Source organism: Erwinia sp. V71, from assembly GCF_965644245.1.
Classification (GTDB): domain Bacteria; phylum Pseudomonadota; class Gammaproteobacteria; order Enterobacterales; family Enterobacteriaceae; genus Erwinia.
The window spans coordinates 1-25,973 of the sequence record NZ_CBFFRK010000062.1 but is presented as its reverse complement, the minus strand read 5'-3'; the positions used below and the strand labels follow the sequence as shown (position 1 = coordinate 25,973).

General features: G+C 55.8%; 25 protein-coding genes and 2 pseudogenes. 17 read left to right on the top strand and 10 right to left on the bottom strand.

Annotation, left to right across the window (positions count from 1 at the left end; genetic code table 11):
* Positions 1-121: 121 nt before the first annotated feature.
* Both ACSZO1_RS13740 and ACSZO1_RS13735 read right to left on the bottom strand, forming a co-directional pair.
* A complete protein-coding gene (locus ACSZO1_RS13740; RefSeq protein WP_437613446.1) occupies positions 122-445 on the bottom strand; it encodes an AzlD domain-containing protein in 324 nt (107 codons plus the stop codon).
* Between the two features lie 2 nt (positions 446-447).
* The gene (locus ACSZO1_RS13735; protein ID WP_437613444.1) at positions 448-1,188 is read right to left on the bottom strand and encodes an AzlC family ABC transporter permease; all 741 of its coding nucleotides are present in this window, start codon (positions 1,186-1,188) and stop codon (positions 448-450) included.
* 122 nt (positions 1,189-1,310) lie between these two features.
* Between ACSZO1_RS13735 and ACSZO1_RS13730 the strand changes: the two genes are divergently transcribed.
* Positions 1,311-2,144: an AraC family transcriptional regulator gene (locus tag ACSZO1_RS13730; protein ID WP_437613442.1), complete on the top strand. Its 834-nt coding sequence runs from the start codon at positions 1,311-1,313 to the stop codon at positions 2,142-2,144.
* 44 nt (positions 2,145-2,188) lie between these two features.
* Here ACSZO1_RS13730 and cybC read toward each other — a convergent pair whose 3' ends face one another.
* Together cybC and pmbA are read right to left on the bottom strand one after the other, a co-directional pair.
* Positions 2,189-2,578, bottom strand: a complete 390-nt coding sequence (gene cybC, locus ACSZO1_RS13725) for a cytochrome b562 (RefSeq protein ID WP_437613440.1) — start codon at positions 2,576-2,578, stop codon at positions 2,189-2,191.
* Between the two features lie 151 nt (positions 2,579-2,729).
* Positions 2,730-4,070, bottom strand: a complete 1,341-nt coding sequence (gene pmbA, locus ACSZO1_RS13720) for a metalloprotease PmbA (protein ID WP_437613438.1) — start codon at positions 4,068-4,070, stop codon at positions 2,730-2,732.
* Positions 4,071-4,184: 114 nt separating this feature from the next.
* Between pmbA and yjgA the strand changes: the two genes are divergently transcribed.
* Entirely contained in the window at positions 4,185-4,727 is a 543-nt protein-coding gene (gene yjgA / locus ACSZO1_RS13715) for a ribosome biogenesis factor YjgA (RefSeq protein WP_437613436.1), read from the top strand.
* Positions 4,728-4,747: 20 nt separating this feature from the next.
* Here yjgA and miaE read toward each other — a convergent pair whose 3' ends face one another.
* Positions 4,748-5,530, bottom strand: coding sequence for a tRNA isopentenyl-2-thiomethyl-A-37 hydroxylase MiaE (gene miaE / locus ACSZO1_RS13710; RefSeq protein WP_437613434.1), 783 nt, complete (start codon positions 5,528-5,530; stop codon positions 4,748-4,750).
* 292 nt (positions 5,531-5,822) lie between these two features.
* Entirely contained in the window at positions 5,823-6,239 is a 417-nt protein-coding gene (rraB, locus tag ACSZO1_RS13705) for a ribonuclease E inhibitor RraB (protein WP_437613432.1), read from the bottom strand.
* 164 nt (positions 6,240-6,403) lie between these two features.
* Between rraB and argF the strand changes: the two genes are divergently transcribed.
* From argF to nrdG, 7 genes are all read left to right on the top strand, one after another.
* Positions 6,404-7,414, top strand: a complete 1,011-nt coding sequence (gene argF / locus ACSZO1_RS13700; RefSeq protein ID WP_437613430.1) for an ornithine carbamoyltransferase — start codon at positions 6,404-6,406, stop codon at positions 7,412-7,414.
* 343 nt (positions 7,415-7,757) lie between these two features.
* The gene (gene pyrB / locus ACSZO1_RS13695; protein WP_437613428.1) at positions 7,758-8,693 is read left to right on the top strand and encodes an aspartate carbamoyltransferase; all 936 of its coding nucleotides are present in this window, start codon (positions 7,758-7,760) and stop codon (positions 8,691-8,693) included.
* 13 nt (positions 8,694-8,706) lie between these two features.
* The gene (gene pyrI / locus ACSZO1_RS13690) at positions 8,707-9,171 is read left to right on the top strand and encodes an aspartate carbamoyltransferase regulatory subunit (protein WP_437613427.1); all 465 of its coding nucleotides are present in this window, start codon (positions 8,707-8,709) and stop codon (positions 9,169-9,171) included.
* A gap of 133 nt (positions 9,172-9,304) precedes the next feature.
* Positions 9,305-9,691 (top strand): 2-iminobutanoate/2-iminopropanoate deaminase, encoded by a 387-nt coding sequence (gene ridA, locus ACSZO1_RS13685; protein ID WP_437613425.1) that lies wholly within the window; start codon positions 9,305-9,307, stop codon positions 9,689-9,691.
* Between the two features lie 523 nt (positions 9,692-10,214).
* Positions 10,215-11,882, top strand: a complete 1,668-nt coding sequence (locus tag ACSZO1_RS13680; RefSeq protein ID WP_437613423.1) for an alpha,alpha-phosphotrehalase — start codon at positions 10,215-10,217, stop codon at positions 11,880-11,882.
* 301 nt (positions 11,883-12,183) lie between these two features.
* The gene (nrdD, locus tag ACSZO1_RS13675; protein WP_437613421.1) at positions 12,184-14,325 is read left to right on the top strand and encodes an anaerobic ribonucleoside-triphosphate reductase; all 2,142 of its coding nucleotides are present in this window, start codon (positions 12,184-12,186) and stop codon (positions 14,323-14,325) included.
* 2 nt (positions 14,326-14,327) lie between these two features.
* On the top strand, positions 14,328-14,792 hold the full coding sequence (gene nrdG / locus ACSZO1_RS13670; protein WP_437613419.1) for an anaerobic ribonucleoside-triphosphate reductase-activating protein: 465 nt from the start codon (positions 14,328-14,330) through the stop codon (positions 14,790-14,792).
* Here nrdG and ACSZO1_RS13665 read toward each other — a convergent pair.
* Positions 14,789-15,415 carry an NAD(P)H-binding protein gene (locus ACSZO1_RS13665; protein ID WP_437613417.1) on the bottom strand — a complete coding sequence of 209 codons (627 nt, stop codon included), beginning with the start codon at positions 15,413-15,415 and terminating at the stop codon, positions 14,789-14,791. The two genes, nrdG and ACSZO1_RS13665, sit on opposite strands and share 4 nt — an antisense overlap.
* A 174-nt stretch (positions 15,416-15,589) precedes the next feature.
* On the opposite strand from ACSZO1_RS13665, the pseudogene ACSZO1_RS13660 reads away from it, so the two are divergent.
* A pseudogene (locus ACSZO1_RS13660) lies at positions 15,590-16,109 on the top strand (type 1 glutamine amidotransferase domain-containing protein).
* A 26-nt stretch (positions 16,110-16,135) separates the two neighbouring features.
* Here ACSZO1_RS13660 and ACSZO1_RS13655 read toward each other — a convergent pair.
* Positions 16,136-16,579 (bottom strand): YhbP family protein, encoded by a 444-nt coding sequence (locus ACSZO1_RS13655; RefSeq protein WP_437613415.1) that lies wholly within the window; start codon positions 16,577-16,579, stop codon positions 16,136-16,138.
* Between the two features lie 102 nt (positions 16,580-16,681).
* Between ACSZO1_RS13655 and ACSZO1_RS13650 the strand changes: the two genes are divergently transcribed.
* A complete protein-coding gene (locus ACSZO1_RS13650; protein WP_437613413.1) occupies positions 16,682-16,987 on the top strand; it encodes a GIY-YIG nuclease family protein in 306 nt (101 codons plus the stop codon).
* Here the strand turns inward: ACSZO1_RS13650 and ACSZO1_RS13645 are convergent.
* The gene (locus ACSZO1_RS13645; protein ID WP_437613411.1) at positions 16,971-17,477 is read right to left on the bottom strand and encodes a GNAT family N-acetyltransferase; all 507 of its coding nucleotides are present in this window, start codon (positions 17,475-17,477) and stop codon (positions 16,971-16,973) included. The genes ACSZO1_RS13650 and ACSZO1_RS13645 overlap by 17 nt on opposite strands.
* Entirely contained in the window at positions 17,471-17,995 is a 525-nt protein-coding gene (gene ubiT / locus ACSZO1_RS13640) for a ubiquinone anaerobic biosynthesis accessory factor UbiT (protein WP_437613409.1), read from the bottom strand. Before ubiT ends, ACSZO1_RS13645 begins: the two co-directional genes overlap by 7 nt.
* Before the next feature lie 202 nt (positions 17,996-18,197).
* Here ubiT and ubiU point away from each other — a divergent pair, with 202 nt between their 5' ends.
* The 6 genes and pseudogenes from ubiU to hutX form a co-directional block, all read left to right on the top strand.
* Positions 18,198-19,193 (top strand): ubiquinone anaerobic biosynthesis protein UbiU, encoded by a 996-nt coding sequence (gene ubiU, locus ACSZO1_RS13635; protein ID WP_437613407.1) that lies wholly within the window; start codon positions 18,198-18,200, stop codon positions 19,191-19,193.
* A gap of 8 nt (positions 19,194-19,201) precedes the next feature.
* Entirely contained in the window at positions 19,202-20,080 is an 879-nt protein-coding gene (locus ACSZO1_RS13630; RefSeq protein ID WP_437613405.1) for a U32 family peptidase, read from the top strand.
* 256 nt (positions 20,081-20,336) lie between these two features.
* Positions 20,337-21,347 carry a luciferase-like monooxygenase gene (locus tag ACSZO1_RS13625; protein WP_437613403.1) on the top strand — a complete coding sequence of 337 codons (1,011 nt, stop codon included), beginning with the start codon at positions 20,337-20,339 and terminating at the stop codon, positions 21,345-21,347.
* Between the two features lie 288 nt (positions 21,348-21,635).
* A pseudogene (locus tag ACSZO1_RS13620) lies at positions 21,636-24,017 on the top strand (TonB-dependent hemoglobin/transferrin/lactoferrin family receptor).
* 228 nt (positions 24,018-24,245) lie between these two features.
* Positions 24,246-25,598 carry a heme anaerobic degradation radical SAM methyltransferase ChuW/HutW gene (hutW, locus tag ACSZO1_RS13615; protein ID WP_437613401.1) on the top strand — a complete coding sequence of 451 codons (1,353 nt, stop codon included), beginning with the start codon at positions 24,246-24,248 and terminating at the stop codon, positions 25,596-25,598.
* Positions 25,598-25,973: heme utilization cystosolic carrier protein HutX (hutX, locus tag ACSZO1_RS13610; RefSeq protein WP_437613399.1), on the top strand; the 376-nt coding region annotated here is incomplete at its 3' end. The genes hutW and hutX, both read left to right, overlap by 1 nt.

Below are 25,973 nucleotides of genomic sequence, written 5' to 3'. Positions count from 1 at the left end.
AAACGGGTTCTTATGCCTTAGTTGTAAGTGTCTACCATGTCCCCGAACAAGTGTTCACTGTGTCCCCGGACCGTACATACATGGGGGAGGGGATCAGAACGTTGCCAGCAGAGATAACTTTTTACATACCAAAAAAGAACCGCAATCCCATATACGCCACCATCCCCGCCAGTACCGTGGCAAACAGCCCGCGAGTTATCGCCCCAACAATCGCGGCAATCAGTGCCGCCAGCAGCGACACGCTGATACCGGAACTGGTCAGTGCCGGTTTCGCCACCAGCTCTGCAGTAATAATCGCCGCCATAATCGCGCAGGGAATAAAGCTTAGCCACTGCTGAACCACCGGCGCGAGACGAAAGCGCGACAGCAGGACAATCGGCACCACGCGCATCAATGCAGTGACAAAAGCAGAAGCGAGAATCGCCAGAATGATATTGCGTTCCATGGTTAGTCCCTGCCCTTTTTCATTACACGCAACAGTATTGTTGCCAGCGTCGCAGAAGCGGATGCGGCGATAATCACCACCACGCTAAGATCGAGATGGCTGGAGGAGAGCAGCGTTACCAGCACGGCCACCACCATCGCCAGCGTCTCCAGCGCTTTGCGGCGGCTGGCGAACCAGGTCATCAACACCAGACCAATAAACATCGACACCAGGCTGAAACTCAGGCCTTCCATCAGTGACGCTGGCAGTGCAGCGGCCAGCCATGCGCCCAGCACACAGGCCAGAATCCAGTTCAGCCACGCAGAGACATTCAGCCCCAGCATCCAGGCAAAAGGTACTTTTTGATGCTGGCTGGCGTACTGTACCGCCACGCCAAAGGTTTCGTCAGTGAGTAGCAGGCCGCTGACCACCTTCTGCCACGTGGTGCAGTCGCGGAAGAACACGCTCATCGAAGAGCTCATCAGCAGATAGCGCAGATTCACCAGAAACACGCTCAGCACCACCGACGCCATTTCCGCGCCTGCGGCCCAGAGCGAATAAAACAGAAACTGTGCAGAACCGGCATACAGTGCCGCCGCCAGCAAGGCGGTCTGCATGACACTGAAACCGGATAAGGTTCCGATAGCGCCCGCAGCAAAACCAATGCTCCAGTAGCCGGGGATAGTAGGGATACAGGCTGAAACGCCAGCGCGGAACAAGGCGACGGCCTCTCCCCCCTGCGCGATATTGATATTCGTCGACATCTTATTTTCCATAAACTCCACATCTGAAGAGACCATTTTAAGTCACCCGGCAGGTTGCTATAGTAAAATCCTGCTTATTAGCGAAAAAATGCGAGGGAGAGCGCATACCGGGCGCATCAGTGATGAAAGAGAAACGGGACGATATCCGCTTATGGCGCGACAATAGCTTGCATGGCGGCATGGAAATTCTGCGCGCCTCCTGCTACGAACACAGCTATCCACCTCATTTTCATAACGAATTCGTCATCGCCGCCTTCGCCCGTGGCGCTCAGCGTACCCGTGTCTGTCGCCAGAAAGGCATTGCTGCGCCAGGCACCGTGATGATCATTATGCCGGGCGAAGTGCATACCGGTGAAGCGGTACAGCGTGACGAAGGCTGGGATTACTGTGCTTTCTATCCGTCGCAGACGCTGATCAATGAGGTTGCAGAAGCCCTGCTGCACGGCAAAGGCGACGTCAATTTTGGCAAGGAAGGGATGCGCCACGATCCGTTACTGGCGCGACGACTGCTGCAAGCTTCTGCGGTGATTAACCAGAGCCAGGACCCGCTGGAAAAAGAGTGTGTGATGTATCAGGCGCTCAGCTCGCTGATTGGTCGTTACGGCGAACGCACGGTAACAGGTTCAATGCATGCGCTGCTGCGTGCCGATATCCGTAAGGCTATCGATTATCTCCAGTGTGCTTATCACCAGCCCGTCACCGTCAAAGAGATCGCCGCCGTTGCCGGGCTGAGCGAGTTCTATTTTATGCGTACCTTTCAGAGCATGACGGGTCTTTCCGTGCATCAGTATCTGACGCAAATCCGTCTGGTCAGAGCAAAAGGGTTATTAGCGCAAGGTATCAGTGCCGCTCAGGTCGCCAGCGAGGTAGGTTTCTTCGATCAGAGCCATTTTACCAAATATTTCCGCACCCACTTTGGCATCACACCGGGCGCGTTTGCGGCGGCATCGGCATAACCTTCCCGGGATAAAAGACGGGGCCAGATAATGGCCCCGGGTGATTAACGGAACTTCTTATGTCCGGCGTCACGCGTCGCGGCAAATTTTTTCGCTTCAGTCTGCGCCCCGGCGAGATCACCGGCATCAGCCAGTTTCTTACTGGTATCAATCTGCGCGATCAGCGTATCCATTTCCGCACGGTAATCCTTCATTTCCGGGCTGTCCGGCGCTTTGCCTTTTAGCGAATCCGGCGTACGGGTTTTTGCATCTTCCGCAGCAGCGCGCATATCGCCCAGCGCCTTTTTAAACTCCGTCAGATCATCGGTTTTTTGCACCACACGATAAGTGTCTTTCAGGATATCCATATCCTGTTCCAGTCCCTCTTTCGCCAGCACCGACGCGCTGGAGCACAACAACGACACAGTCAACATTGCAATAAAAGGCTTTCGCATCACGACATTCCTTTTTTCCCCGTTATATTTCGAACGCCAGCGGCGTTGGCTGCCGCCCGAATGATTTAGGGGAATGTTATTTGTGAATGTAAAAAAGGCGGCCTCTTCAGGACCGCCGTTTAATCATATGCGAAAAAAATGAAGATGTTATTTACTGACCCGCAATTTTCATTTCTGGTAACAAAACGGAGCCGCACTGAATGTTGCTGCGCGTTTCGATATCGCTGCCGACTGTGACCATATTGCGCCACATATCTTTCAGATTGCCAGCGATGGTGATTTCACTCACCGGATACTGGATTTCGCCATTCTCCACCCAGTAACCCGCCGCACCACGGGAGTAATTACCGGTAATGCCGCTGACGCCCTGCCCCATCAGCTCAGTGACCACCAGACCGGTGCCCATCTGCTTCAGCAGGTCGTTAAAGCTGGCGCCCTGCCCGGCAATACGCCAGTTGTGGATACCACCAGCATGGCCAGTGCTCTGCAGGCCAAGTTTACGCGCTGCATAGCTGGTCAGCAGCCAGGTCTGCAGCACGCCATCTTTGATGATATCGCGCTGTTGGGTGCGTACACCTTCGCTGTCGAATAGTGTCGACGCCAGACCTTTCAGCAGATGCGGTTGTTCCTGAATCGTCAGCCACTCTGGCAGAATTTGTTTGCCCAGCGAGTCGAGCAGGAAGGTGGATTTGCGATACACACTGCTGCCGCTGATCGCGCCGACCAGATGACCAAACAGCCCGGTCGCCACTTCAGCGGCAAAAATCACCGGTGCCTGCATGGTCGCCAGCTTACGTGGAGCAAGGCGTGACACAACGCGACGTGCACACTCTTCACCCACCCACTCCGGTGACTGCAGGTCGCCAATCGCGCGGCCAATGGTGTAGGCGTAATCGCGTTCCATATCGCCATCCTGCTCCGCAATCACGCAGCTGGAGAGCGAGTGGCGGCTGGAGCAGTAGCTCTGCAGCATGCCGTGGCTGTTACCAAACACTTTGATACCGACATGGCTGTTAAAGCTGCCGCCTTCGGTATTGGTGATACGTTTATCCGCTTTCAGGGATGCCTGCTCGGCACGCGCCGCCAGTTCGATCGCCTGATCAGCATCCAGATCAGACGGGTGGAACAGATCGAGATCCGGCGCTTCAAACGCCAGCAGATCGCGATCCGCCATACCCGCGAACGGATCAGGCGAGGTATAACGGGCAATATCCACCGCCGCCTGCACCGTGCGTTTAATCGCATCCGGGCTCAGGTCGGTCGACGAAGCGCTGCCTTTACGATTCTGGTGATAAACGGTGATACCCAGCGCGCCATCACTGTTGAATTCGACATTTTCCACTTCACCGTAACGGGTACTGACGCTGATGCCGGTGGTCTTGCTGACGGCGACTTCTGCCCCGTCAGTGCTGGCTTTTGCCAGTTCAAGCGCCTGTGCGACCGCCTGTTCCAGCACTTTACGTTGTTCTGCAACCTGGGAGATTACTTTCATCGGCCTGCCATATAATTAATGAATGGGAATAGTTTGAGTCTAACAGACTCAGAGAACAATTTCGCAGTAGCCACGTAACCTGATAGCATTAGCTTCTTTTTTAGGAGCCTACCCATGACCAAGCAGCCCGAAGACTGGCTCGATGATGTACCCGATAATCAGGACGAAGAAGACGAAGAGATTATCTGGGTCAGTAAAAGTGAAATTAAGCGCGATGCCGAAGAGTTAAAACGCCTCGGCGCGGAGATTATCGATCTCGGCAAAAACTCGCTGGATAAGATCCCGCTGGATGAAGAACTGCGCGACGCGGTTGAACTGGCGCAGAAGATCAAGAAAGAAGCTCGCCGCCGTCAGCTGCAGCTGATTGGTAAAATGCTGCGCGCGCGTGACGTTGAACCGATCCGCCAGGCGCTGGATAAGCTGAAAAACCGTCACAACCAGCAGGTGTCGCTGTTCCATAAACTGGAAGCGCTGCGCGACCGTCTGGTGGAAAAAGGCGATGATGCGGTGCCGGAAGTGCTGAATCTCTATCCTGACGCTGACCGTCAGCAACTGCGCACAATGATCCGTAATGCGCAGAAAGAGAAAGCGGCTAACAAACCACCGAAAGCCTATCGTCAGATTTTCCAGTATCTGCGCGAACTGGCGGAAGGGTGAATCCCGTCGCGCGGGCGACCTTAGTGTCGCCCCTGCAACGCCGCACCGCACGGCACACCGCTGTGAAAACGTAATTCTTCATCCGGCTGTAAAATCAGCTGCGCTTCGGTTTCACCGATTTTTCTGACGCGCTCGCTGATATCTTTTGCCGCGATTTGTGCCGCTAATTCCAGATAATCCTGGTAGTGGCGCGCCTCTGAGCGCAGCAGCGACAGATAGAAGCGTTCCAGCTCCTCATCAAGATACGGCGCCAGACTGGCAAAACGTTCGCAGGAGCGCGCTTCGATATACGCGCCGCAAATCAGCTTATCCACCAGCGTTTCCGGCTCGTGAGTGATCACTTCGCGCATCAGCCCTTTGGCATAGCGGCTGGCGGTGATTTTGCGATAGGGAATGTTGCGCGCCTGCATAATTTCCAGCACCTGATAGAAATGGTGCAGCTCTTCCTTAATCAGCAGCACCATTTTTTCCACCAGATCATCGGCATACGGCAGGTCACCGCGCGTAATCACGCTTTTCGACAAACTCTTGTGGTCAGCCAGAAACTGCAGATCGTAGTTTTCGCTGTGAACAAAGTTTTCATACGGTTTCAGCCATGCCAGCAACGCATCGCCACTCTCTTTATCGGCCACATACTTGCGGATCAGCCAGATGGCGGTTTGCGCGGCTTTCAGTTCGCAGACCAGGTGGTCAGTCAGCAACAGGGCGAGATTTTCCGCTTTGCGCGCCTCATCAATCCACGCTTGTGGGGTACGGCACTGGAGAAAGCCGTGGATCGGGGCAAGAAGTTCGTCGTAATTCATTTTTATCAGTGTGTCAGAGAAAGTATTTAAGTTCGGTCGCTAACCAATTTAACGCAGGATTGCCGATGGCACGTTTGCAGCAACTCACAGGTTTAAAACGCCGGGAACACGGTCAGCGGAGGAAAGCGTCCCGCGCCATGGACGGCGCGGGCCGAGCGGTCAGGGACGACGAAAAGCGACTTTCCGGAGCTGACCGTGTTCCCGGCGCAATCACAGGACCAGAAACGAGGCCCAGGCACAGAACGTAAAGTGATGCTCAGGCGTCGAACTTACAGCGTGCAGCCAGCATCAATCAGTGACGCACACCAGTGTCGTCTTCATCAACATCACCATCCTCGTCTTCATCCTGCGCATCAGGATCTTCAAAGTAGGTGCCCCAGCCGTCATAGTCGACGTTGAATTTACCCGCCAGTACCACCAGCTGCTCAACCTGGGCATCAATCAGTTCGGCATTCAGCGCGCCTTCACTAATAATATCGCAGCACATCACGGTAGTGCCGTCTTCCAGTTCCAGCTCTTCCGGCTCGCTGACTTCATAGCCGAGTTTAAAGGCTTCCACCGCCACTTTCTCCAGCGAATCGAAATTGTTGCAGGAGAGGTGGTGCTCTATGGCATACAGCGCATCGGGATCACTGCCATCCTCCAGCAGTTCTTCGATGATCAGACGCGTTTCTTCGCGCTGCTCTTCCAGCAATTGTTCGTAAGCCATGGTTCTGCTCCTCAGGGTCGTCGGCTATTAATTTGATTATTTTCCCACAGCGCCGTTCGCGCCACTACACAAAACACAAAGTTTCTTTTCTCCGGGGTTGAAAATGCATATTCATTCGATTAGATTGAATTTTAATTCATTCAAAGCGAGACACGGAGTGCTGTATGAGTCAGTTCCATCAACGTCATTTCCTCAGGCTGCTTGATTTTACTCCGGCAGAGATTAACGCTCTGCTGGCGCTGGCCGCCTCACTAAAAACCGCGAAAAAAAACGGTGAAGAAGTTCAGCATCTGACAGGCAAAAATATTGCGCTCATCTTCGAAAAAGACTCGACCCGCACCCGATGCTCTTTCGAAGTTGCCGCATTCGATCAGGGCGCGAACGTCACTTATCTTGGTCCAAGCGGCAGCCAGATCGGCCATAAAGAGTCGATTAAAGATACAGCGCGCGTGCTGGGCCGCATGTATCACGGTATTCAGTATCGCGGTCACGGCCAGGAAATCGTCGAAACGCTGGCACAGTATGCGGGCGTACCGGTGTGGAACGGCCTGACCAATGAATTCCACCCGACGCAGCTGCTGGCAGATCTGCTGACCATGCAGGAGCACCTGCCAGAGAAATCGCTGAAAGAGATGACGCTGGTGTATGCCGGTGATGCGCGTAACAACATGGGTAATACCATGCTGGAAGCGGCCGCGCTGGTGGGGCTGGATCTGCGCCTGGTCGCGCCAAAAAGCTGCTGGCCGGAAGAGGCGCTGGTCGAACAGTGTCGTCAGGCAGCAGAAAAAACCGGTGGCAAAATCACCCTCACTGAAGATATCGCAGAAGGCGTCAAAGGCGCAGACTTTATCTACACCGATGTATGGGTCTCGATGGGCGAGCCAAAGGAAGTATGGCAGGAGCGTATCGCGTTGCTGCGTAAATACCAGGTGAACAGCGCGATGCTGCAGCTGACCGGCAATCCGCAGGTGAAATTCCTGCACTGCCTGCCTGCGTTCCATGACGATCAGACCACGCTGGGTCAGCAAATGGCGCAACAGTACGATCTGAAAGGCGGTATGGAAGTGACGGATGAAGTGTTTGAATCCGCGCACAGCGTGGTGTTTGATCAGGCAGAAAACCGTCTGCACACCATCAAGGCAGTGATGGTCGCCACGCTGGCGAAACCGCTCTAAGAACGTTGCACCGTCTCCCCTAAATCATTCGGGCTGCGGCAAGGCGGCAAGTCTGCGAATCCCCGGGCGCACAGATAACGATGCGACCGGGGTGAGTGAGCGCAGCGGCAGTGCGAAGCATGACGGGGAAATCGTTTGCGGCAACAGCCTGATTGAGTATAATGCCCGACAATTTGCCGGGAGGAAGTATGCCACTGAGCACCGTAAACATCATTGCTCAACCACGTCTGCACGCAGGCGGGGCACCCGTTTCCTCCCGTTGCCTAACCGATCTGAAAAAAAGCCCCTCATTGCAGGGGCTTTTTTTTGTCCGTCATCCGGCACGTCCTGAGGAGAGTGGAACATGGCCAATCCGCTGTATCACAAGCATATCATTTCAATAAACGACTTAAGCCGTGAAGAGCTGGAGCTGGTGCTGCAAACTGCCGCCAGCCTGAAAGCCAACCCGCAGCCGGAGTTACTGAAGCACAAGGTAATCGCCAGCTGCTTCTTTGAGGCGTCGACCCGTACCCGCCTGTCGTTTGAAACGGCAATGCACCGTCTGGGCGCGTCGGTGGTGGGCTTTGCCGATGGCAGCAACACCTCGCTGGGCAAAAAAGGCGAAACCCTCGCCGATACCATTTCAGTGATTGGCACCTACGTTGACGCCATTGTCATGCGCCATCCGCAGGAAGGCGCAGCGCGACTGGCGACCGAATTCTCCGGCGGAGTGCCGGTACTGAACGCTGGTGACGGCGCGAACCAGCACCCAACCCAGACACTGCTCGATCTGTTTACCATTCAGGAAACCCAGAGCCGCCTGAGCAAACTGAATGTGGCGATGGTCGGTGACCTGAAATATGGCCGTACTGTGCACTCACTGGCGCAGGCACTGGCGAAGTTCGACGGCAACCGCTTCTTCTTTATCGCCCCTGATGCGCTGGCCATGCCGTCCTACATCACCGATATGCTGGACGAACAGGGCATTGTCTGGAGCCGCCATGACAGCATCGAGGAAGTGATCCCGCAGGTGGACATCCTGTACATGACACGCGTGCAGAAAGAGCGTCTCGATCCGTCCGAATACGCCAATGTGAAGGCGCAATTTGTCCTGCGCGCCAGCGACCTGGAAGGTGCACGCGACAACATGAAAGTCCTTCATCCGCTGCCACGCATCGATGAGATCACCACCGATGTCGACAGCACGCCGCACGCCTGGTACTTCCAGCAGGCAGGCAACGGCATCTACGCCCGTCAGGCGCTGCTGGCGCTGGTACTGAATCGCGAACTGGCTCTGTAAGGGGGATAATAGTATGACGCACGATAACAAACTGCAGGTTGAAGCGATTAAACGCGGCACGGTGATCGACCATATCCCGGCACAGGTTGGCTTTAAATTACTGACCCTGTTTCGCCTGACGGAGACCGATCAGCGCATCACCATTGGCCTGAACCTGCCCTCTGGTGAACTGGGCCGCAAAGATCTGATCAAGATTGAAAACACCTTTCTGACCGACGATCAGATCAACCAGCTGGCGGTCTATGCCCCTCACGCCACGGTGAACCGCATCGACGAATATGAAGTGGTCGGTAAGATCTCGCCGACGCTGCCGGATCGTATTGAGCGCGTGCTGACCTGCCCGAACGGCAACTGCATCAGCCGCAGCGAGCCGGTTTACTCCAGCTTCGCGGTCAAAGAGCGCCAGGGCGATGTGCAGCTGAAATGCAAATATTGCGAGAAAGAGTTTGCCCATCAGGTGGTCCTGGCAAACTGGTAATCGCCATCGTCCTCCCTATAATGGAGGACGTTGTTAGCCCCCTGCTCACACGCATGAGCGATGACGCAGGCTGGTGCTTAACTGAGATATTTAGCATGGGCGGCGCTGCCCGCCCCTACCATCAGGAGAAGTTATGTCGCGCGAAATCAGTACGGAAAAAGCCCCCGCCGCTATCGGACCTTATGTTCAGGGTGTGGATCTCGGCAGTATGATCATGACTTCAGGCCAGATTCCGGTCGATCCAAAAACCGGCGCGATCGCTGACGATGTTTCCGCGCAAGCGCGTCAGTCACTGGAAAACGTGAAAGCTATCGTCGAAGCGGCTGGTCTGAAAGTGGGCGACATCGTGAAAACGACGGTGTTTGTGAAAGATCTCAATGATTTCGCCACGGTCAATGCGACCTATGAAGCGTTCTTCACCGAGCATAACGCCAGCTTCGCTGCCCGCTCCTGTGTGGAAGTCGCGCGTCTGCCAAAAGACGTGAAGATTGAGATTGAAGCTATCGCGGTTCGCCGTTAAGACCAGAATAACGGGATCGCTGTCGCTTCTGCAGAATTCCGTGTCCCCTCCCCCGCCAGCGGGGGAGGGTGAACAAATGACGCCGGGCCGTCAGTTCCCCCATCCCAGCTTTCCCCCGCTCACGAAGGAAGGCGCGTCTGTCGCCTGCATCAGCGCGAAGGCGCGATTTTAGGGGAAACACCCCGATGGCTCTGGAGCGGCTTGTCCGCGGAAGACCGCGGGGTGGTCGCCCCGGGTATCTCGATCTGCCAGACGATGCCAAAACCCCCCGCTGCAAATTTTTGCAACATCCTTATGCACGGATTTACTTAACTTTTTTCCCCTACCTGAACGCGCTATCCCCTTGTGTCACAGTCACTTCCGCCGTTTCCTCTGCTCCGCACCAGCGATTTTCAGACTGATCCTGCGCGACCACAGTTTCGAACCGCCAGTAACTGTCTAATCTTAAAAGACGCAAATAAAAACGATTAAACCGTCTACACAAATGGGTGGATCTTTTCGCCCTGAAAAGCAGGATTGAGCAATGAATAAAATTCCACCATGGTGGCAGAACGGCGTTATCTACCAAATCTATCCCAAGAGCTTTCAGGATACGACGGGTAGCGGAACAGGCGATCTGGCAGGCGTTATTCAGCGGCTCGATTACCTGAAACTGCTCGGCGTGGATGCCATCTGGCTGACGCCGTTTTATATCTCACCGCAGGTCGATAACGGCTACGATGTCGCGAACTACATCGCCATCGATCCCGCCTACGGCACCATGACCGACTTCGACAATCTGGTCGAACAGGCGCATAAACGCGGCCTGCGTGTGATCCTCGACCAGGTGTTTAACCACTCCTCAACCCAACACCACTGGTTTCACGAAGCGCTGGATCGCGAAAGCCCCTACCGCTCCTACTATATCTGGCGCGATGCTGCTGAAGGCGGTGGCCCGCCCAACAACTGGCGATCCAAATTCGGTGGCCACGCCTGGCGCTGGCACGCGGAAAGTGCTCAGTACTATATGCACCTGTGGGCACCGGAACAGGCGGATCTCAACTGGGAAAACGAGAGCCTGCGTGCTGAGCTGAAGCAGATCGTCAATTTCTGGGCGGATCGCGGTATTGATGGTTTGCGTCTCGACGTGGTGAATCTGGTGTCGAAACACCAGGACTTCCCCGACGATCCCGCAGGCGACGGCCTGCGGTTATATACTGACGGCCCGCGCATTCATGAATATATGCGTGAAATGAGTCGCGATGTGTTCCGGCCGCGTGAACTGATGACGGTGGGAGAGATGTCTTCCGCCACGCTGGAACATTGCCAGCAGTATGGTTCGCTGGAGGGCGACGAGCTGTCGATGGTATTCAGCTTCGATCATGTGGAAGTGGACTTTTTTCAGGGCCAGAAATGGACGCTGACACAGCTGGATCTGGTGGCGCTGAAAGCGATCTTTACCCACTGGCAGCAGGGGATGCACAACCGGGCGTGGAACGCCCTGTTCTGGTGTAACCACGACCAGCCACGCGTGGTCTCACGCTGGGGTGACGAAGGCGAGTACCGCGTCCAGTCGGCAAAACTGCTGGCGATGGCGCTGCACGGTATGCAGGGCACCCCCTACATCTTCCAGGGCGAAGAGCTGGGGATGATCAATCCGCACTTCACCCGCATCATCGATTACCGCGATATCGAAAGTCACAACATGTACGCCGAACTGCGCGCTCAGGGCCGCGACAGCGATAATCTGCTGGAAATCCTCGCCAGCAAATCGCGCGACAACGGCCGCACGCCGATGCAGTGGGACGCCAGCGAAAACGGCGGCTTTACCAGCGGCACACCGTGGATTGGCATCAGCGACAGCGTCGCCACCATCAACGCCGAAGCCGCCATTGCTGATGATGACTCGGTGTTCTACACCTACCAGAAGCTGATCCAGCTGCGCAAAACCCACGCCATCCTCACCTGGGGTGATTATCTCGATCTGCTGCCGGAGCACCCTTATCTGTGGTGCTACCGTCGCCAGTACGAAGGCGAAACGCTGATTGTGGCGGTCAATCTGAGCCGCGACGCCCAGTCGTGGCACCCTGACGTATTTGACGGCGACTGGAACATTTTGCTCAGTAACTATCCGTCCTCACGCCCGGCGCCCGGCGAAATGATGCTGCGACCGTATGAAGCGATCTGGTGGTATCAGAAGCCTGGCGTGTAACCTTCACCGGGCGGAATTATTCCGCCCAAAACCATTCTGAGCAACTTTTCTGCATGCGGTGGAATCTTTGCTCTGCATCAATAAAAGTGCAGTTAATTTCGATCAAAACACCATATATTGGGTTTAGTATGCTACTCCTTATCAATATATAGTTTTCACCTATACCCTAAATAATTCAGGTTGCAGGAAGGCGGCGACGCAGCGAATCCCCGGGAGCTTACACCAGTAAGTGACCAGGGTGAGTGAGGAAAGCCAACGCACCTGCTGCCTGAAGTATGACGGGTACATAAGGAGAGCAGCGGTGGCAACAGTAGTAATCAAACGAGATGGCTGTCAGGTAGCCTTTGATGAACAACGTATCTGCGCGGCGATTTGCGGTGCTGCGCGCGCGGCACAGATTAACGATGATGACTATTGCGCCACCGTTGCGCGTCAGATCAGCCTGCAGATGCAGGGGCGCAGCAAGGTTGATATTCATGAGATCCAGAGTGCAGTAGAAGATCTGCTGATGGCCGGGCGCTATCCGCAGCTGGCGCGCACCTATATTGAATATCGCCATGACCGCGATGTGGCACGTGAACAGCGCGGCAAGCTGAACCAGGCGATCCGTGGCCTGGTCGAGCAGAGCAACCCGGCGCTGCTGAATGAAAACGCCAACAAAGACAGCAAAGTGATCCCGACCCAGCGCGATCTGCTGGCGGGGATCGTGGCGAAACACTACGCCCAGCAGCACCTGCTGCCGCTCGATGTGGTCAGCGCCCATGAACGCGGTGAGATCCACTATCACGATCTCGACTACTCGCCGTTCTTCCCGATGTTTAACTGCATGCTGATCGATCTGAAAGGCATGCTGAATAATGGCTTTAAGATGGGTAATGCCGAGATCGAACCGCCAAAATCGATCTCCACCGCCACCGCCGTTACCGCGCAGATCATCGCTCAGGTCGCCAGCCATATTTATGGCGGCACCACCATTAACCGTATCGATGAAGTTCTGGCGCCGTTTGTTGAAGTCAGCTACGCCAAATATCAGCAGGTGGCGCAGCAGTGGCACATTCCGGACGCCGAAGGTTTTGCCCTCAGCCGCACCGAAAAAGAGTGCTACGACGCGTTCCAGTCGCTGGAATATGAAGTCAACACCCTGCATACCGCCAACGGCCAGACGCCGTTTGTCACCTTTGGTTTCGGCCTTGGCACCAGCTGGTCGGCACGGCTGATCCAGCAGTCGATCCTGCGCAACCGTATTGCCGGACTGGGGAAAAACCATAAAACCGCGGTGTTCCCGAAACTGGTGTTTGCCATCCGTGACGGCATTAACCACCGCCCGGGCGATATGAACTATGACATCAAGCAACTGGCGCTGGAGTGCGCCAGTAAGCGCATGTACCCGGATATCCTTAACTACGACCAGGTGGTGAAAGTCACTGGCTCGTTTAAAACGCCAATGGGTTGCCGCAGCTTCCTCGGCGTATATGAAGAAAATGGCGAGCTGATCCATGATGGCCGTAATAACCTCGGCGTCATCAGCCTGAACCTGCCGCGCATCGCGCTGGAAGCCAAAGGCGATGAAGCACGCTTCTGGTCGCTGCTGGATGAGCGCCTGGTGCTGGCGAAAAAAGCGTTAATGACCCGCATCGCCCGACTGGAAGGGGTGAAAGCCCGCGTCGCGCCAATTCTGTATATGGAAGGTGCCTGCGGCGTGCGCCTGAAAGCCGACGACGATATCGCGGAGATTTTCAAACACGGCCGCGCCTCGATTTCGCTGGGTTATATCGGCATTCATGAAACCATTAACGCCCTGAGCGGCGGCAAAGTGCATGTCTATGACGACCTGGCGCTGCGTGAAAAAGCGGTCGCCATCGTCGCTCGTCTGCGTGCAGCGGTCGAAGAGTGGAAAGAGGAAACCGATTATGGTTTCAGCCTTTACAGTACGCCGAGCGAGAACCTGTGTGACCGCTTCTGCCGGCTCGACGCCGCCCACTTTGGCGTGGTGCCAGGCGTCACCGACAAAGGCTACTACACCAACAGCTTCCACCTTGATGTCGAGAAGAAGGTCAATCCGTACGATAAGATCGACTTCGAAGCCGCTTACCCGCCGCTGGCCAGCGGTGGTTTTATCTGTTACGGCGAATACCCCAATATCCAGCACAACCTGAAAGCGCTGGAAGATGTCTGGGACTATAGCTATCACCGCGTACCTTATTACGGCACCAATACGCCGATCGATGAGTGCTACGACTGTGGTTTTACCGGTGAATTTGACTGCACCAGCAAAGGCTTCACCTGTCCGAAATGTGGCAACCACGATGCCAGCAGGGTATCCGTGACCCGTCGGGTATGCGGCTATCTGGGTAGCCCGGATGCGCGGCCATTTAACGCCGGTAAGCAGGAAGAGGTAAAACGCCGGGTGAAACACCTCTCCACTGGCGCGCTTGATCAGTAACCATGAATGTCCATCAGTATTATCCGGTGGATATTGTTAACGGCCCGGGCACCCGCTGCACGCTGTTTGTCGCCGGCTGTGAGCATCAGTGCCCGGGCTGCTATAACAAAAGTACCTGGCGGGTAAACTCGGGTGTGCCATTCAGCATTGAGATGGAAGAGGCGCTGATTAACGATCTCAATGACACGCGCATTCCACGCCAGGGGCTGTCGTTATCCGGCGGCGATCCGCTGCATCCGGCCAATGTGCCGGATGTGCTGCGCCTGCTGAAACGGGTACGCCGTCAGTGCGCGGGGAAAGATATCTGGCTGTGGACCGGCTACCGACTGGATGAGCTGACCCCGACACAGCAGCAGGTGGTGGATCTGATTAATGTGCTGATTGACGGAAAATTTGTCCAGGCGCTGTATGACCCGATGCTGCTGTGGCGCGGCAGCAGCAATCAGGTGATTCACTATCTGCGTTAACCCCGCTGCAGCGCGGCAGATTCAATGATTTCCAGCTCAGGGCCAGAACGGAAAGCGGCCTCCAGCATGCTCTGCGCCACATCACGCGCCTCCACCGCCCGCCAGTTGCCCGGCAGACGTTTAAACAGCGGCGCAAACCAGGATTCCGCGCCGCGCTGCTCGCGGCGATCTCCCAGTAACAGCGACGGCCGCAATAGCGTCAAATGTGGCCAGTGCTGATGGCGTAATGCGTTTTCCATCTCCCCTTTCACCCGGTTATAGAAAAACGGCGAACGGGCATTGGCGCCGTGTGCACTCACCACCAGCATATGCTGCGCCCCCAGCCGCTGCCCGGCCAGTGCGCTATCCACTACCAGCGTGTAGTCGACATGAATAAACGCCTCTTTACTGCCTGCCTGTTTACGGGTGGTGCCCAGACAGCAGAAAACGATATCGACCGGCGTCTCCAGCGGACGCAGCGCATCGGTTAAATCCTCTTCCACCAGATTGATAACGTTCGCCAGCGGCGGCAACGCGCGACGCGTCGGCGCGATAATGGTGGAAATACGCGTGTCAGCCATCAGCAAACGCAGCAAATGGCCGCCTACCAGTCCTGTTGCCCCGGTCAAAAGTACTGTGCTCATCATGCTCTCCTGTTCCTGCGGTCTGGCGCGGACAGACACGCTTTGTTACTGGCTTCCGCACTGCGCAACTGGCTGTAAAGACGCAAATTAACCGTTTACTGTTTTATCAGACATTGCGTTTTAAGCATACTCAACCAGACTTAATCCGTTATTTAACACAAACCGGAGGAAAAGATGAGCAAGAAGATTGCGGTATTGATTACCGATGAATTTGAAGACTCTGAATTTACCTCTCCTGCCGATGCGTATACCAGAGCAGGTCACGAAGTGGTGACCATCGAAAAGGAAGCCGGGGAAAACCGTGACCGGCAAGCAGGGAAAAGCCACGGTTAAAATTGATAAAGATATCGATCATGTGCATGCGGCAGAGTTTGATGCCCTGCTGCTGCCTGGCGGCCATTCACCTGACAGCCTGCGCGGTGACGACCGCTTTGTCGCCTTCACTAAGGAGTTTGTCGCCAGCGGCAAGCCGGTCTTTGCCATCTGCCACGGACCGCAGCTGCTGATTAGCGCCAACGGCGTGCGTGGCCGCAAGATGACATCAGTGAAAGCGATCGCCATCGATCTGAAAAATGCGGGCGCGGATTTTTATGATAAAGAGGTGGTGGTCGACAATGACAAACTGGTGACCAGCCGCACGCCGGACGATCTGCCGGCGTTTAACCGCGAGTCACTGCGTATTCTGCAACGTTAACCGCCATGGCCGGGTGCGCCCGGCCACTATTCACCGGCCTCGCGCGTCCACAGCAGTTTTTTGCCAAACCCCAGCGCGTTATCCACCATTTTTACTTCATCGAGGCGGATCTCCCACAGCGGAGCCGACACCGTACGCGCCACCGGAAAACGCTGGCAGTAAGTCGCCCGCGCCTGCGCTTCGTCACCGCCTGTTAAGCGGCGGATCTCGCCGCGATACTGCACGCCTTTAATCAGCAGCACCGTTTTGGTCTGCGCGCTGACCGTGCCAGCAACGCGCGGCTGCTGCTGCATCAGTTCACCGTGGCGGGTATTCGCTTCGGTCATTATCCACAGCACCATCTGTTGTGGCGCAAAGACGTAGAAACAGTTGGCACACCACAAATCGTCCGCCGTACCACAGCAGAGCGACAGGACATGCTGCTTTTTCAGATAGCGGCTAATCGCAGCCAGTGACTCGGATGGGGACAAAATAACTCCGTTATATCAGCGGGAAAAGCGTACTCTGGCATATAGCGAGCCGCGATGAATAGACATAGAATGCCACCAGACACTGACAGACTGAGACCCGTTATGAGCGATGACAGCACGCCAGACCGCTGGCGGCTCTATATCTTACGCACCGCCGCCGGGATGTTGTATACCGGGATCACCAATGATGTGGCGCGCCGCCTGCGCCAGCATCAGAACGGCACTGGCGCAAAAGCGCTGCGTGGCAAAGGGCCACTGACACTGATGTTTAGTTGCGAAGCGGGTAATCGTGCCGATGCGTCAAAGCTGGAGTATCAGGTCAAACAGCTGAAGCGACAGGACAAGCTAAGGCTGGTGGCGCACCAGCCCGCTTCGCTGTCTGAATGGCTGGCTAATCGAAACGGTTAAACGGCTCGGCAAACTCAATTTGCCCGGCAACACCGTCAAACGCGTTATCCGCCAGTTTATACAACTGGAACGCCGCCTCACTGTCTGGCCATTTACAGTGCAACTGGTGGCGCACAGCAGGCTCAAAACCGAAACGGCTGTAGAATGCGGGCTCACCCAGCACCACTACCGCGGCGTAGCCAAATTCGTTCAGGGTATCCAGACCTTCATAGATCAGCTGCTGGGCAATCCCCTGGCGACGTACACTCTCGTCCACTGCCAGCGGCGCCAGTGCCACCCACTGTTTGTCCTCACCCTGCAACGTCACCGGGCTGAATGCCGCATAGCCCAGCACCTGACCTTCATCATCCGTCGCCACGACGCCCAGCGTCAGTAAGCCATCTTCACGCAGCTGATGAACCAGTTCCGCCTCGGCTTCAGTGGCAAAGCTGCGGCGCAGCAGGCTGTCGATACCTGCGGCATCAACGCCGATTTCTGTGCGAATTAACATGATGCACCCGCGCGATTCACGGTGGAATTCGCGTCCTTAGTCAGTCCGGTCTCAACAAATTGGGCCAGTTGCGTCAGTCCCAGACGCAGTGGCGTCGGCATCATTTCCAGCTCAATGGCATCCATTAAATTTTTTACCTCAAGTCCCAGTTCGGTATCGCCTTCAATCACCAGCCGGCGCTGGAAAAAGAGCGTGTCAGGATCACGTTTGCGCGCCGCCACCAGCAACAGATCGTTGGCATCACCACGGAACCAGACGTCAACCTGCTGGCAGTCGCCAATCTCCAGCTGACCGTCGACCACGCTGACAGACCAGCGCAGATCCAGGTCGCGGATTTCCACGCCTAACCAGCGCCCCTCAAGAAAGTTTAACTCACCTTCCGCCAGAGCATGATGAAATTGCCAGTTTAGCAGCTGCCGCAACAAACGCTGTTTAATCGCAAAAGGGGTGAATTGTAGCGGGAAACGCAAAAGCTGCGGGCCTTTGACGACGCATTGTGCGTGAAGCTGATTCAACACTCTTAACACTCCTTATGAAAATGTCGGCTATTTTGCCCTGGCCTGGCCGGCTGTGCATGGCGCATCCGGTTAACTGCGCCAACTCTACTGTTTTTCACTCTGTGTTGCACAATGATTACGCCATTCGCTGCCTTAAATCAAAATTTGTCGCATCCCGGGCGTCTACACTCGTCGGTTGTTATTGTTATTCCAGAGATCACGTATGGAACTTCTTTGCCCGGCGGGAAACCTGCCCGCGCTGAAAGCGGCCATCGAAAATGGTGCCGATGCGGTCTATATCGGCCTGAAGGATGATACCAACGCCCGCCATTTCGCCGGTCTGAACTTTACCGAAAAACGCCTGCAGGAAGCGGCAAACTTTGTGCATCAACGGCGGCGCAAGCTGCATGTCGCGATCAATACCTTTGCCCATCCCGACGCTTATCAGCGCTGGCAGCGGGCGGTGGATATGGCGGCAGACCTCGGCGCTGACGCGCTGATCCTTGCCGATCTGGCGATGCTGGAGTATGCCACTGAACGCTATCCGCATATTGAGCGCCATGTCTCGGTGCAGGCATCTGCCACCAATATCGAAGCGATAAAGTTTTATCACCGCCAGTTTGCCGCTGCGCGCATTGTGCTGCCACGCGTGCTGTCGATGCACCAGGTGCGCCAGCTGGCACGCGCCACGCCAGTGCCGCTGGAGGTGTTCGCCTTTGGCAGCCTGTGCATTATGGCGGAAGGCCGCTGTTACCTCTCCTCATGGCTGACCGGTGAATCGCCAAATACCGTCGGTGCCTGCTCTCCGGCGCGCTTTGTACGCTGGCAGCAAACGGCTGCCGGTCTGGAGTCGCGCCTGAATGACGTGCTGATTGACCGCTATGCGCCTGAAGAAAACGCCGGTTATCCGACGCTGTGCAAAGGCCGCTACGAGGTGGATGGCGTGCGCTATCACCCGCTGGAAGAGCCGACCAGCCTGAATACCCTCGAACTGCTGCCGGAATTGCTGCAGGCCAGGATCGCCTCAGTGAAGATTGAAGGACGTCAGCGCAGCCCGGCGTATGTCGCCGAAGTGACGCGCATCTGGCGTCAGGCTATCGATCGCTGTCTGGCGACGCCGGATAACTTCCTGATTGAACAAAACTGGATGGATGCGCTGGGAGCGTTGTCGGAAGGCACGCAAACCACCCTCGGCGCGTATCACCGCAAATGGCAGTAGGAACCACCATGAAATACGCCCTGGGCCCGGTACTCTGGTACTGGCCAACTGAACAGCTGAGCGCCTTTTACCAGGCAGCAGCAGAGAGCAGCGCGGATATCGTCTATCTTGGCGAAACGGTGTGCAGCAAACGCCGCGCCACCAAATTCCGTGACTGGCTGGATATCGCCCATCTGCTGCGCGAGAGCGGCAAACAGGTGGTGCTGAGCACGCTGGCGCTGGTGCAGTCCGCTTCTGAGCTGGGTGAAATCAAACGTTACGTCGATAACGGTGAATTTCTGATTGAAGCCAACGACCTCGGCACCGTCAATATGGCGGCGGAACAGCGTATCCCGTTTGCGGCGGGCTACGCGCTGAATGGCTACAACGCGGTCACGCTGCGTATGCTGCTGAAGCAGGGAATGACGCGCTGGTGCATGCCTGCCGAGCTGTCACGTGACTGGCTGGCGAATATTCTGCAACAGTGTGAAGAACTGGGCATTCGCCAGCAGTTTGAGGTGGAAGTGGTGGGTTATGGTCATCTGCCGCTGGCGCTGTCTGCCCGCTGTTTTACCGCCCGTTCAGAAAACCGTGCGAAAGATGAGTGCGAAACCTGCTGTATTGACTATCCGCAGGGACGGCGTGTGCTGTCGCAGGAGAATCAGCAGGTCTTTGTGCTGAACGGCATTCAGACCATGAGCGGCGACTGCTATAACCTGGCGAACGACCAGACCTCGATGCAGGGCATGGTCGATATTCTGCGCCTGTTTCCGCAGGATATCGACACCCTGGCGCTGATTGACCGTTTCCGCGCCAATCAGCAGGGCCAGGTGCCGCTGATGATGGCACAGCGTAATGACAGCAACGGTTACTGGCGTAATCTGGCAGGGCTGGTGCTGCAGGAGTAAACGGCGGCGCGATGGCACAGCCGGTGAAAACGTGAATGATAAATGCAGTTTTAATAAGGTTACTATACCCTAAATAATTCAAGTTGCAGGAAGGCGGCGACGCAGCGAATCCCCGGGAGCTTACACAAGTAAGTGACCGGGGTGAGTAAGGAAGCCAACACACCTGCAACCTGAAGTATGACGGGTATAATACGTAATACTTAACATTATTCGTTCCCGGCGAAGCTGTTCGTCGCGCAGACCAAAGTGAGCTCCCATGTCTGAAAAAAAATCCGTTCCTCTGTCGGTGCTGGACTTAGCACCGATTCCCCAAGGCTCAAACGCACGCGAGGCGTTCCATGCCTCGCTGGCGCTGGCGCAGCAGGCGGAGAAGCTCGGGTTTCACCGCTACTGGCTGGCTGAACATCACAATATGACTGGTATCGCCAGCGCCGCAACGTCGGTGCTGATCGGCTATCTGGCGGCGAACACCAGCACGCTGCGACTGGGTTCCGGCGGCGTGATGCTGCCCAACCATGCGCCGCTGGTCATTGCCGAGCAGTTCGGCACCCTCGAATCACTCTATCCTGGCCGTATTGATCTCGGCCTCGGACGCGCGCCAGGTTCCGACCAGCGCACCATGATGGCGCTGCGCCGCCATCACTCAGGGGTACAGGCGGATACCTTCCCGGAAGATGTGGCGGAGCTGGTGAGCTGGTTCGATGCCAGTGCCGATCAGCAACCACCGGTACAGCCGGTGCCGGGTCTGGGTCTGAAAATCCCGGTATGGCTGCTGGGTTCCAGCCTGTACAGCGCGCAGCTGGCAGCGCAGATGGGTCTGCCGTTTGCGTTTGCCTCCCACTTTGCGCCGGACCTGCTGTTCCAGGCACTGCAGGTGTATCGCAAACACTTCCAGCCATCGGCACGACTGGCTCAGCCGTATGCCATGGTGTGTGTCAATGTGATCGCCGCCGACAGCGAACGCGATGCCCGTTTCCTGTTTACCTCGATGCAGCAGCAGTTTATCAACCTGCGCCGCGGCAAACCTGGCCCCCTGCCTGCGCCGGTGGAAAATATGGATAACCTGTGGTCGCCATCCGAGCAGTATGGCGTGCAGCAGGCACTGAGTATGTCCATCGTGGGTGATATTGAGAAAGTGCGTCAGGGGCTGACGTCACTGATCCGCGAAACCCAGGCGGATGAGGTTATGGTCAATGGCCAGATCTTTGATAGCCAGGCGCGGCTGCGCTCGTTTGAACTGGCAATGCAGGCGGCAAATTCTCTCTGATCCCTCATACCGCCCGCAGGAGTCTTGCGGGCGATTCCCCTTTTCCCATCACCTCCGCACGCCTCACGCTCTGACAACGTATTTTTGCCGATGTTCACCTCTGGGGCGTTAAGACTGTGTAAATTTACCTCACCGTCAAATGATAATACTTATCACTACGAATTATTAATGATAATATTTAGCAATTGACAATAATTATCACTTACATAAGTAGGGATATTGTCGCAAGGCAGCAAAGCATTAATAACCACATAAAAAGCAAAGCATTATCACTTGACGGAGTTTCACATGTCTTTCCACTACACAGGGTTTCAGATGTCGCATCTGAATAAGCTGATCCTGTCCGCACTCCTCAGCGGTACCGCCTTCGCAGGCCATGCCGCGGACAGCAGCACGACCAGCACCACCAAAACTGAGAGCACGGCCAGTACGCTCAACAAGGGTGAAACACCCGCCGAGATGACAGTATGGTCGCCGAAAATTGAACCAGGCACCAAAGTCACTATCAGTGCTGACGAAATGCAGAAAAACGGTGTTAACGATTTCGGCAACGTCATGCGCTACCAGCCACTGATCAGCGCCAATGGCGCCGCTGGCGGTACCAGCACGGGCAAAAGCAGCTACGACCGCAGCGGTTCCACCAGCTATAACATCCGCGGCCTCGATGGCAACCGCGTCTCTATCGATGTCGATGGCGTAGAGCTGCCAACCGCCACCGACCGCGCAACGTCGCAGACCAGTGGCCGTTCTCAGTACGGAACCTACGGCATCGGCCGTGGCGACTACCTCGACCCGTATATGTATAACTCAGTCGATATCCTTTCTGGCGCGACTGAAGTCAGCAATACCAACAGCGCACTGGGCGGTTCAGTGTCGTTTAAAGCCAAATCTGCTAACGACTATCTGCGCAGTGACAAACACACCTACTTCGGTTACCAGAGTGGTTATGATTCCTCCAACCGCAGCTGGCATAACGGCATTACTGCGGCAGGCGGCGATGACTATCTGCGCGGGATTGTAGTGATCAGCCGCCGTGACGGTAACGAAACGGAAAACCAGCACGACGCGACCATCGACAGTAATGCCGCCAACTGGCATTCCGATGCTATCCTGGCGTCTGGTATCTGGCAGGCGACGGATGCACATCAGCTGACTACGACCGTGGATTACTACCACAAAACTAACCATACTAACTTCCCAACCTGGAACGGAACGAGCCGCACTGGCGCTACGTCTTACCAGACCAGTCAGAGTCGCCGTTACGGTGTCAGCCTGGCCGATCTGTGGACACCTGCTGACTTCTTCCTGCTCGACTCCCTGAACACCAAAGTGTTCTACACCAAGACTGAGGCGCATGACGCCACTTACGACACCACGCCAACCTAGACGTGGACGAACTACGACACCAACACGTTTGGCATTGAAACCAGCGCTAATAAGGACTGGGGTCGCCATCAGTTCAACTACGGCATGAACGCCCGTACCGTCAAAGCGGTACGTCCGCTGACTCAGGAAGGTACCGTACAGGCGACAATGGGCACGCCTCAGGCGGACAGCGAACTCTCGCAGATTGGCGCATTCGTACAGGACACCATCACCTGGGACCTGAACGGCCACGACTTCTCAGTGCGACCAGGGGTTCGCTGGGCGTATCAATATGCTCAGCCGAAGAACCAGTCAGGTCTGATGTCTAACAACGGTCGTATCACCGACACCAGCGACCTGTATGGCACCATGATTGACAGCAAGGTGCTGCCAGCGCTGACATTCCAGTACGCACTGACCCCAGACCTGGGGGTATACCTGCAATACAAACGCGGCGTCCAGTTCCCGACAGCTAACCAGCTGTATGGTGCATGGAGCCTGGGTTATGGCGGTTCCGGCAGTACCTACGCCATCCTGAGCAGCCCGGAGCTGAAAACAGAAACCAGCAACAACTATGAGCTGGGCCTGAAAGGTGAACTGGTGGAAGGTGTGACCATTGGTGCCTCGACGTTCTATAGCGACTATCAGAACTTCATCGGCATTACCCGTTACTCCTGTACTACGACAACCAAGTGCAGCGGCTACCCAAGCAGCATCAGCACGGTTTATCAGTATGAAAACCGCGACAAAGCTTACATCTACGGTGGTGAGCTGACGGCCAGATTCAAACTCGGCACCTGGTTCCAGCAGGCTGAAGGATTCAGTACCCGCCTGGCATTTGGTTATGCTGAAGGCGCGGCCAAGTCCAGCTATGATGGCGACAAATACGTCGATCTCGAAAGCGTACCACCGATGAAGGCCGTCGTGGGTGTGGCTTACGATGCTCCGGATCAGTTGTACGGCGCCGCACTGACTGCCACCTTTAATAAGGGCAAACGTGCCACCGCGACCAGTCGTGCTGGCTACCAGAACTCAGGTACTGCGATTACCGACTCCACCACCACCTACATGAATGTACCAGGTTATGGCGTGGTCGATCTGAGCGCTTACTACCGTGTGAACAGCAACGTGAAGATCACCGGTGGTATCTACAACCTGACTGACCGTAAATACTGGGACTATCTGAGCACGCGTAATATTGAAGAAGCGACCAGCACCAGTTCCAGTGATAAGAACTACTACGATCAGCAGCTCTCTATCGCACCGGGTCGTAGCTTCCAGCTGGGCGTTAACGTCGACTTCTAAAGTCTTTCCCATCACTTCCCTGATCACGGGAATGTATCCAGCCCGGCCACTGCGCCGGGCTTTTTTATCCACGTCAGCCACGGTTTGCTTGATATTAATCAAAGGCCTGTACGGTTGTGAGCTAAAGCAATAGACAGCGATACCGTTCCTTCTTATAAACGATATTGATTCGTATTCTCGATATAATAAGCCGGCACAAAACCGCTTCGTTTTGTGGAAAGACTCTCTATGCTAACAACCCCAAAGACACTGGATTTAACGCCCTATTTTGCCCAGCTGGGCGGGCAGCCATTTCAGGATCGCCACGCGACAATGCCTTTTCGCGGCGCCATGCCTGTGGCGAAAGAACAACTCAAAAGCAGCTGGCAACAGCTGTTGAGCCAGCCTGCGCCACCGCGCAAGCGTCTGGTGTATCTGCATATTCCGTTTTGCGCCACCCACTGTACGTTCTGCGGTTTCTACCAGAACCGCTACAGCGCCGATCACTGCACACACTATACCGATGCCCTGCTGCGTGAGATTGAACGGGAAGCCGACAGCGTGTTGCATCAGTCAGCACCGATTCACGCGGTCTATTTCGGCGGTGGTACGCCTTCGGCGCTTTCCGCAACGGACCTGGCGCGTATTATCACCACGCTGCGCGAACGTCTTCCTCTGGCGCCGGACTGCGAAATCACCATTGAAGGACGTATTCTGAATTTCGATGATGAGCGCATTGATGCCTGCCTGGATGCTGGCGCAAACCGCTTTTCCATCGGCATCCAGTCATTTAACAGCAAAATCCGCAAAAAGATGGCGCGTACCGCCAGCGGGCCGGAAGCCATCGCCTTTATGGAAGGGCTGGTGCGCCGCGACCGTGCCGCCATTGTCTGCGATTTGCTGTTCGGTTTGCCCGGTCAGGATAGCGCGCTGTGGGACAGCGATCTGCGCATCGCCAGAGACATTGGCCTGGACGGCGTCGATCTCTATGCCCTGAATCTGTTCCCCAATACCCCACTCGGTAAAGCCGCCGCTAATGGCCGGGTCATCATTCCTTCCCCTGCGGAACGGCGTGACCTGTATCTGCAGGGGTGTGAATTTATGGCGCAGGAAGGATGGCGCTGCATCAGCAACAGCCACTGGGCACGCACACCGCGCGAGCGCAATCTGTATAACCTGTTGATCAAACAGGGTGCCGATTGTCTGGCATTTGGCTCCGGTGCGGGAGGCTCGGTCAACGGCTACTCATGGCTTGGCGAACGCAATCTCGATGCCTGGAACAGCGCGGTTGCCGCTGGCGAAAAGCCGCTGATGATGATGATGCGCACTATGGAGCAGGGCTTCCAGTGGCGCAACACGCTGCAGGCCTGTGTGGAAACTGCCCGCGTGCCGCTGGAGGAACTGACTCCCCATGCCAGTGCGCTGACACCGCTGCTGAATCAGTGGCATCAGGCAGGCCTGACCAAAGATACCTCGACCTGCCTGCGCCTGACAGACGAAGGCCGTTTCTGGGCGAGCAATATTTTGCAGTCGCTGCAGGAGCTGATCCAGACACTAAATATGCCCCCTATTGCGGCCGATAAACCGGCCAGGAGTTACTGATGAGCCATAGCGCATTACAGGAATTTTTAAACAGCCAGCCCGATGGCACACTGGAGTCGATTGCCAGCCAGTATCAGACCACGCTGCTGGAGGTAGTGAAACATCTGCCCTCCCGCACCGTCGCGAGCGGTGAGCAGTTCGATGCCGTATGGGATACGGTCGCGGCATGGGGGAATGTCACCCTACTGGTGCATACCGATGATGTGATCCTCGAATTTACCGGCGATCTGCCGTCGGGTTTTCATCGCCATGGCTATTTCAATTTACGCGGCAAAAACGGCATGTCGGGGCATATCAATGCGTATTCCGCTCTGAACGATCACGGATTGGCATCGAAGTTCGATCACAGTTTCGCATCTCTTCGATCAGCCGGGA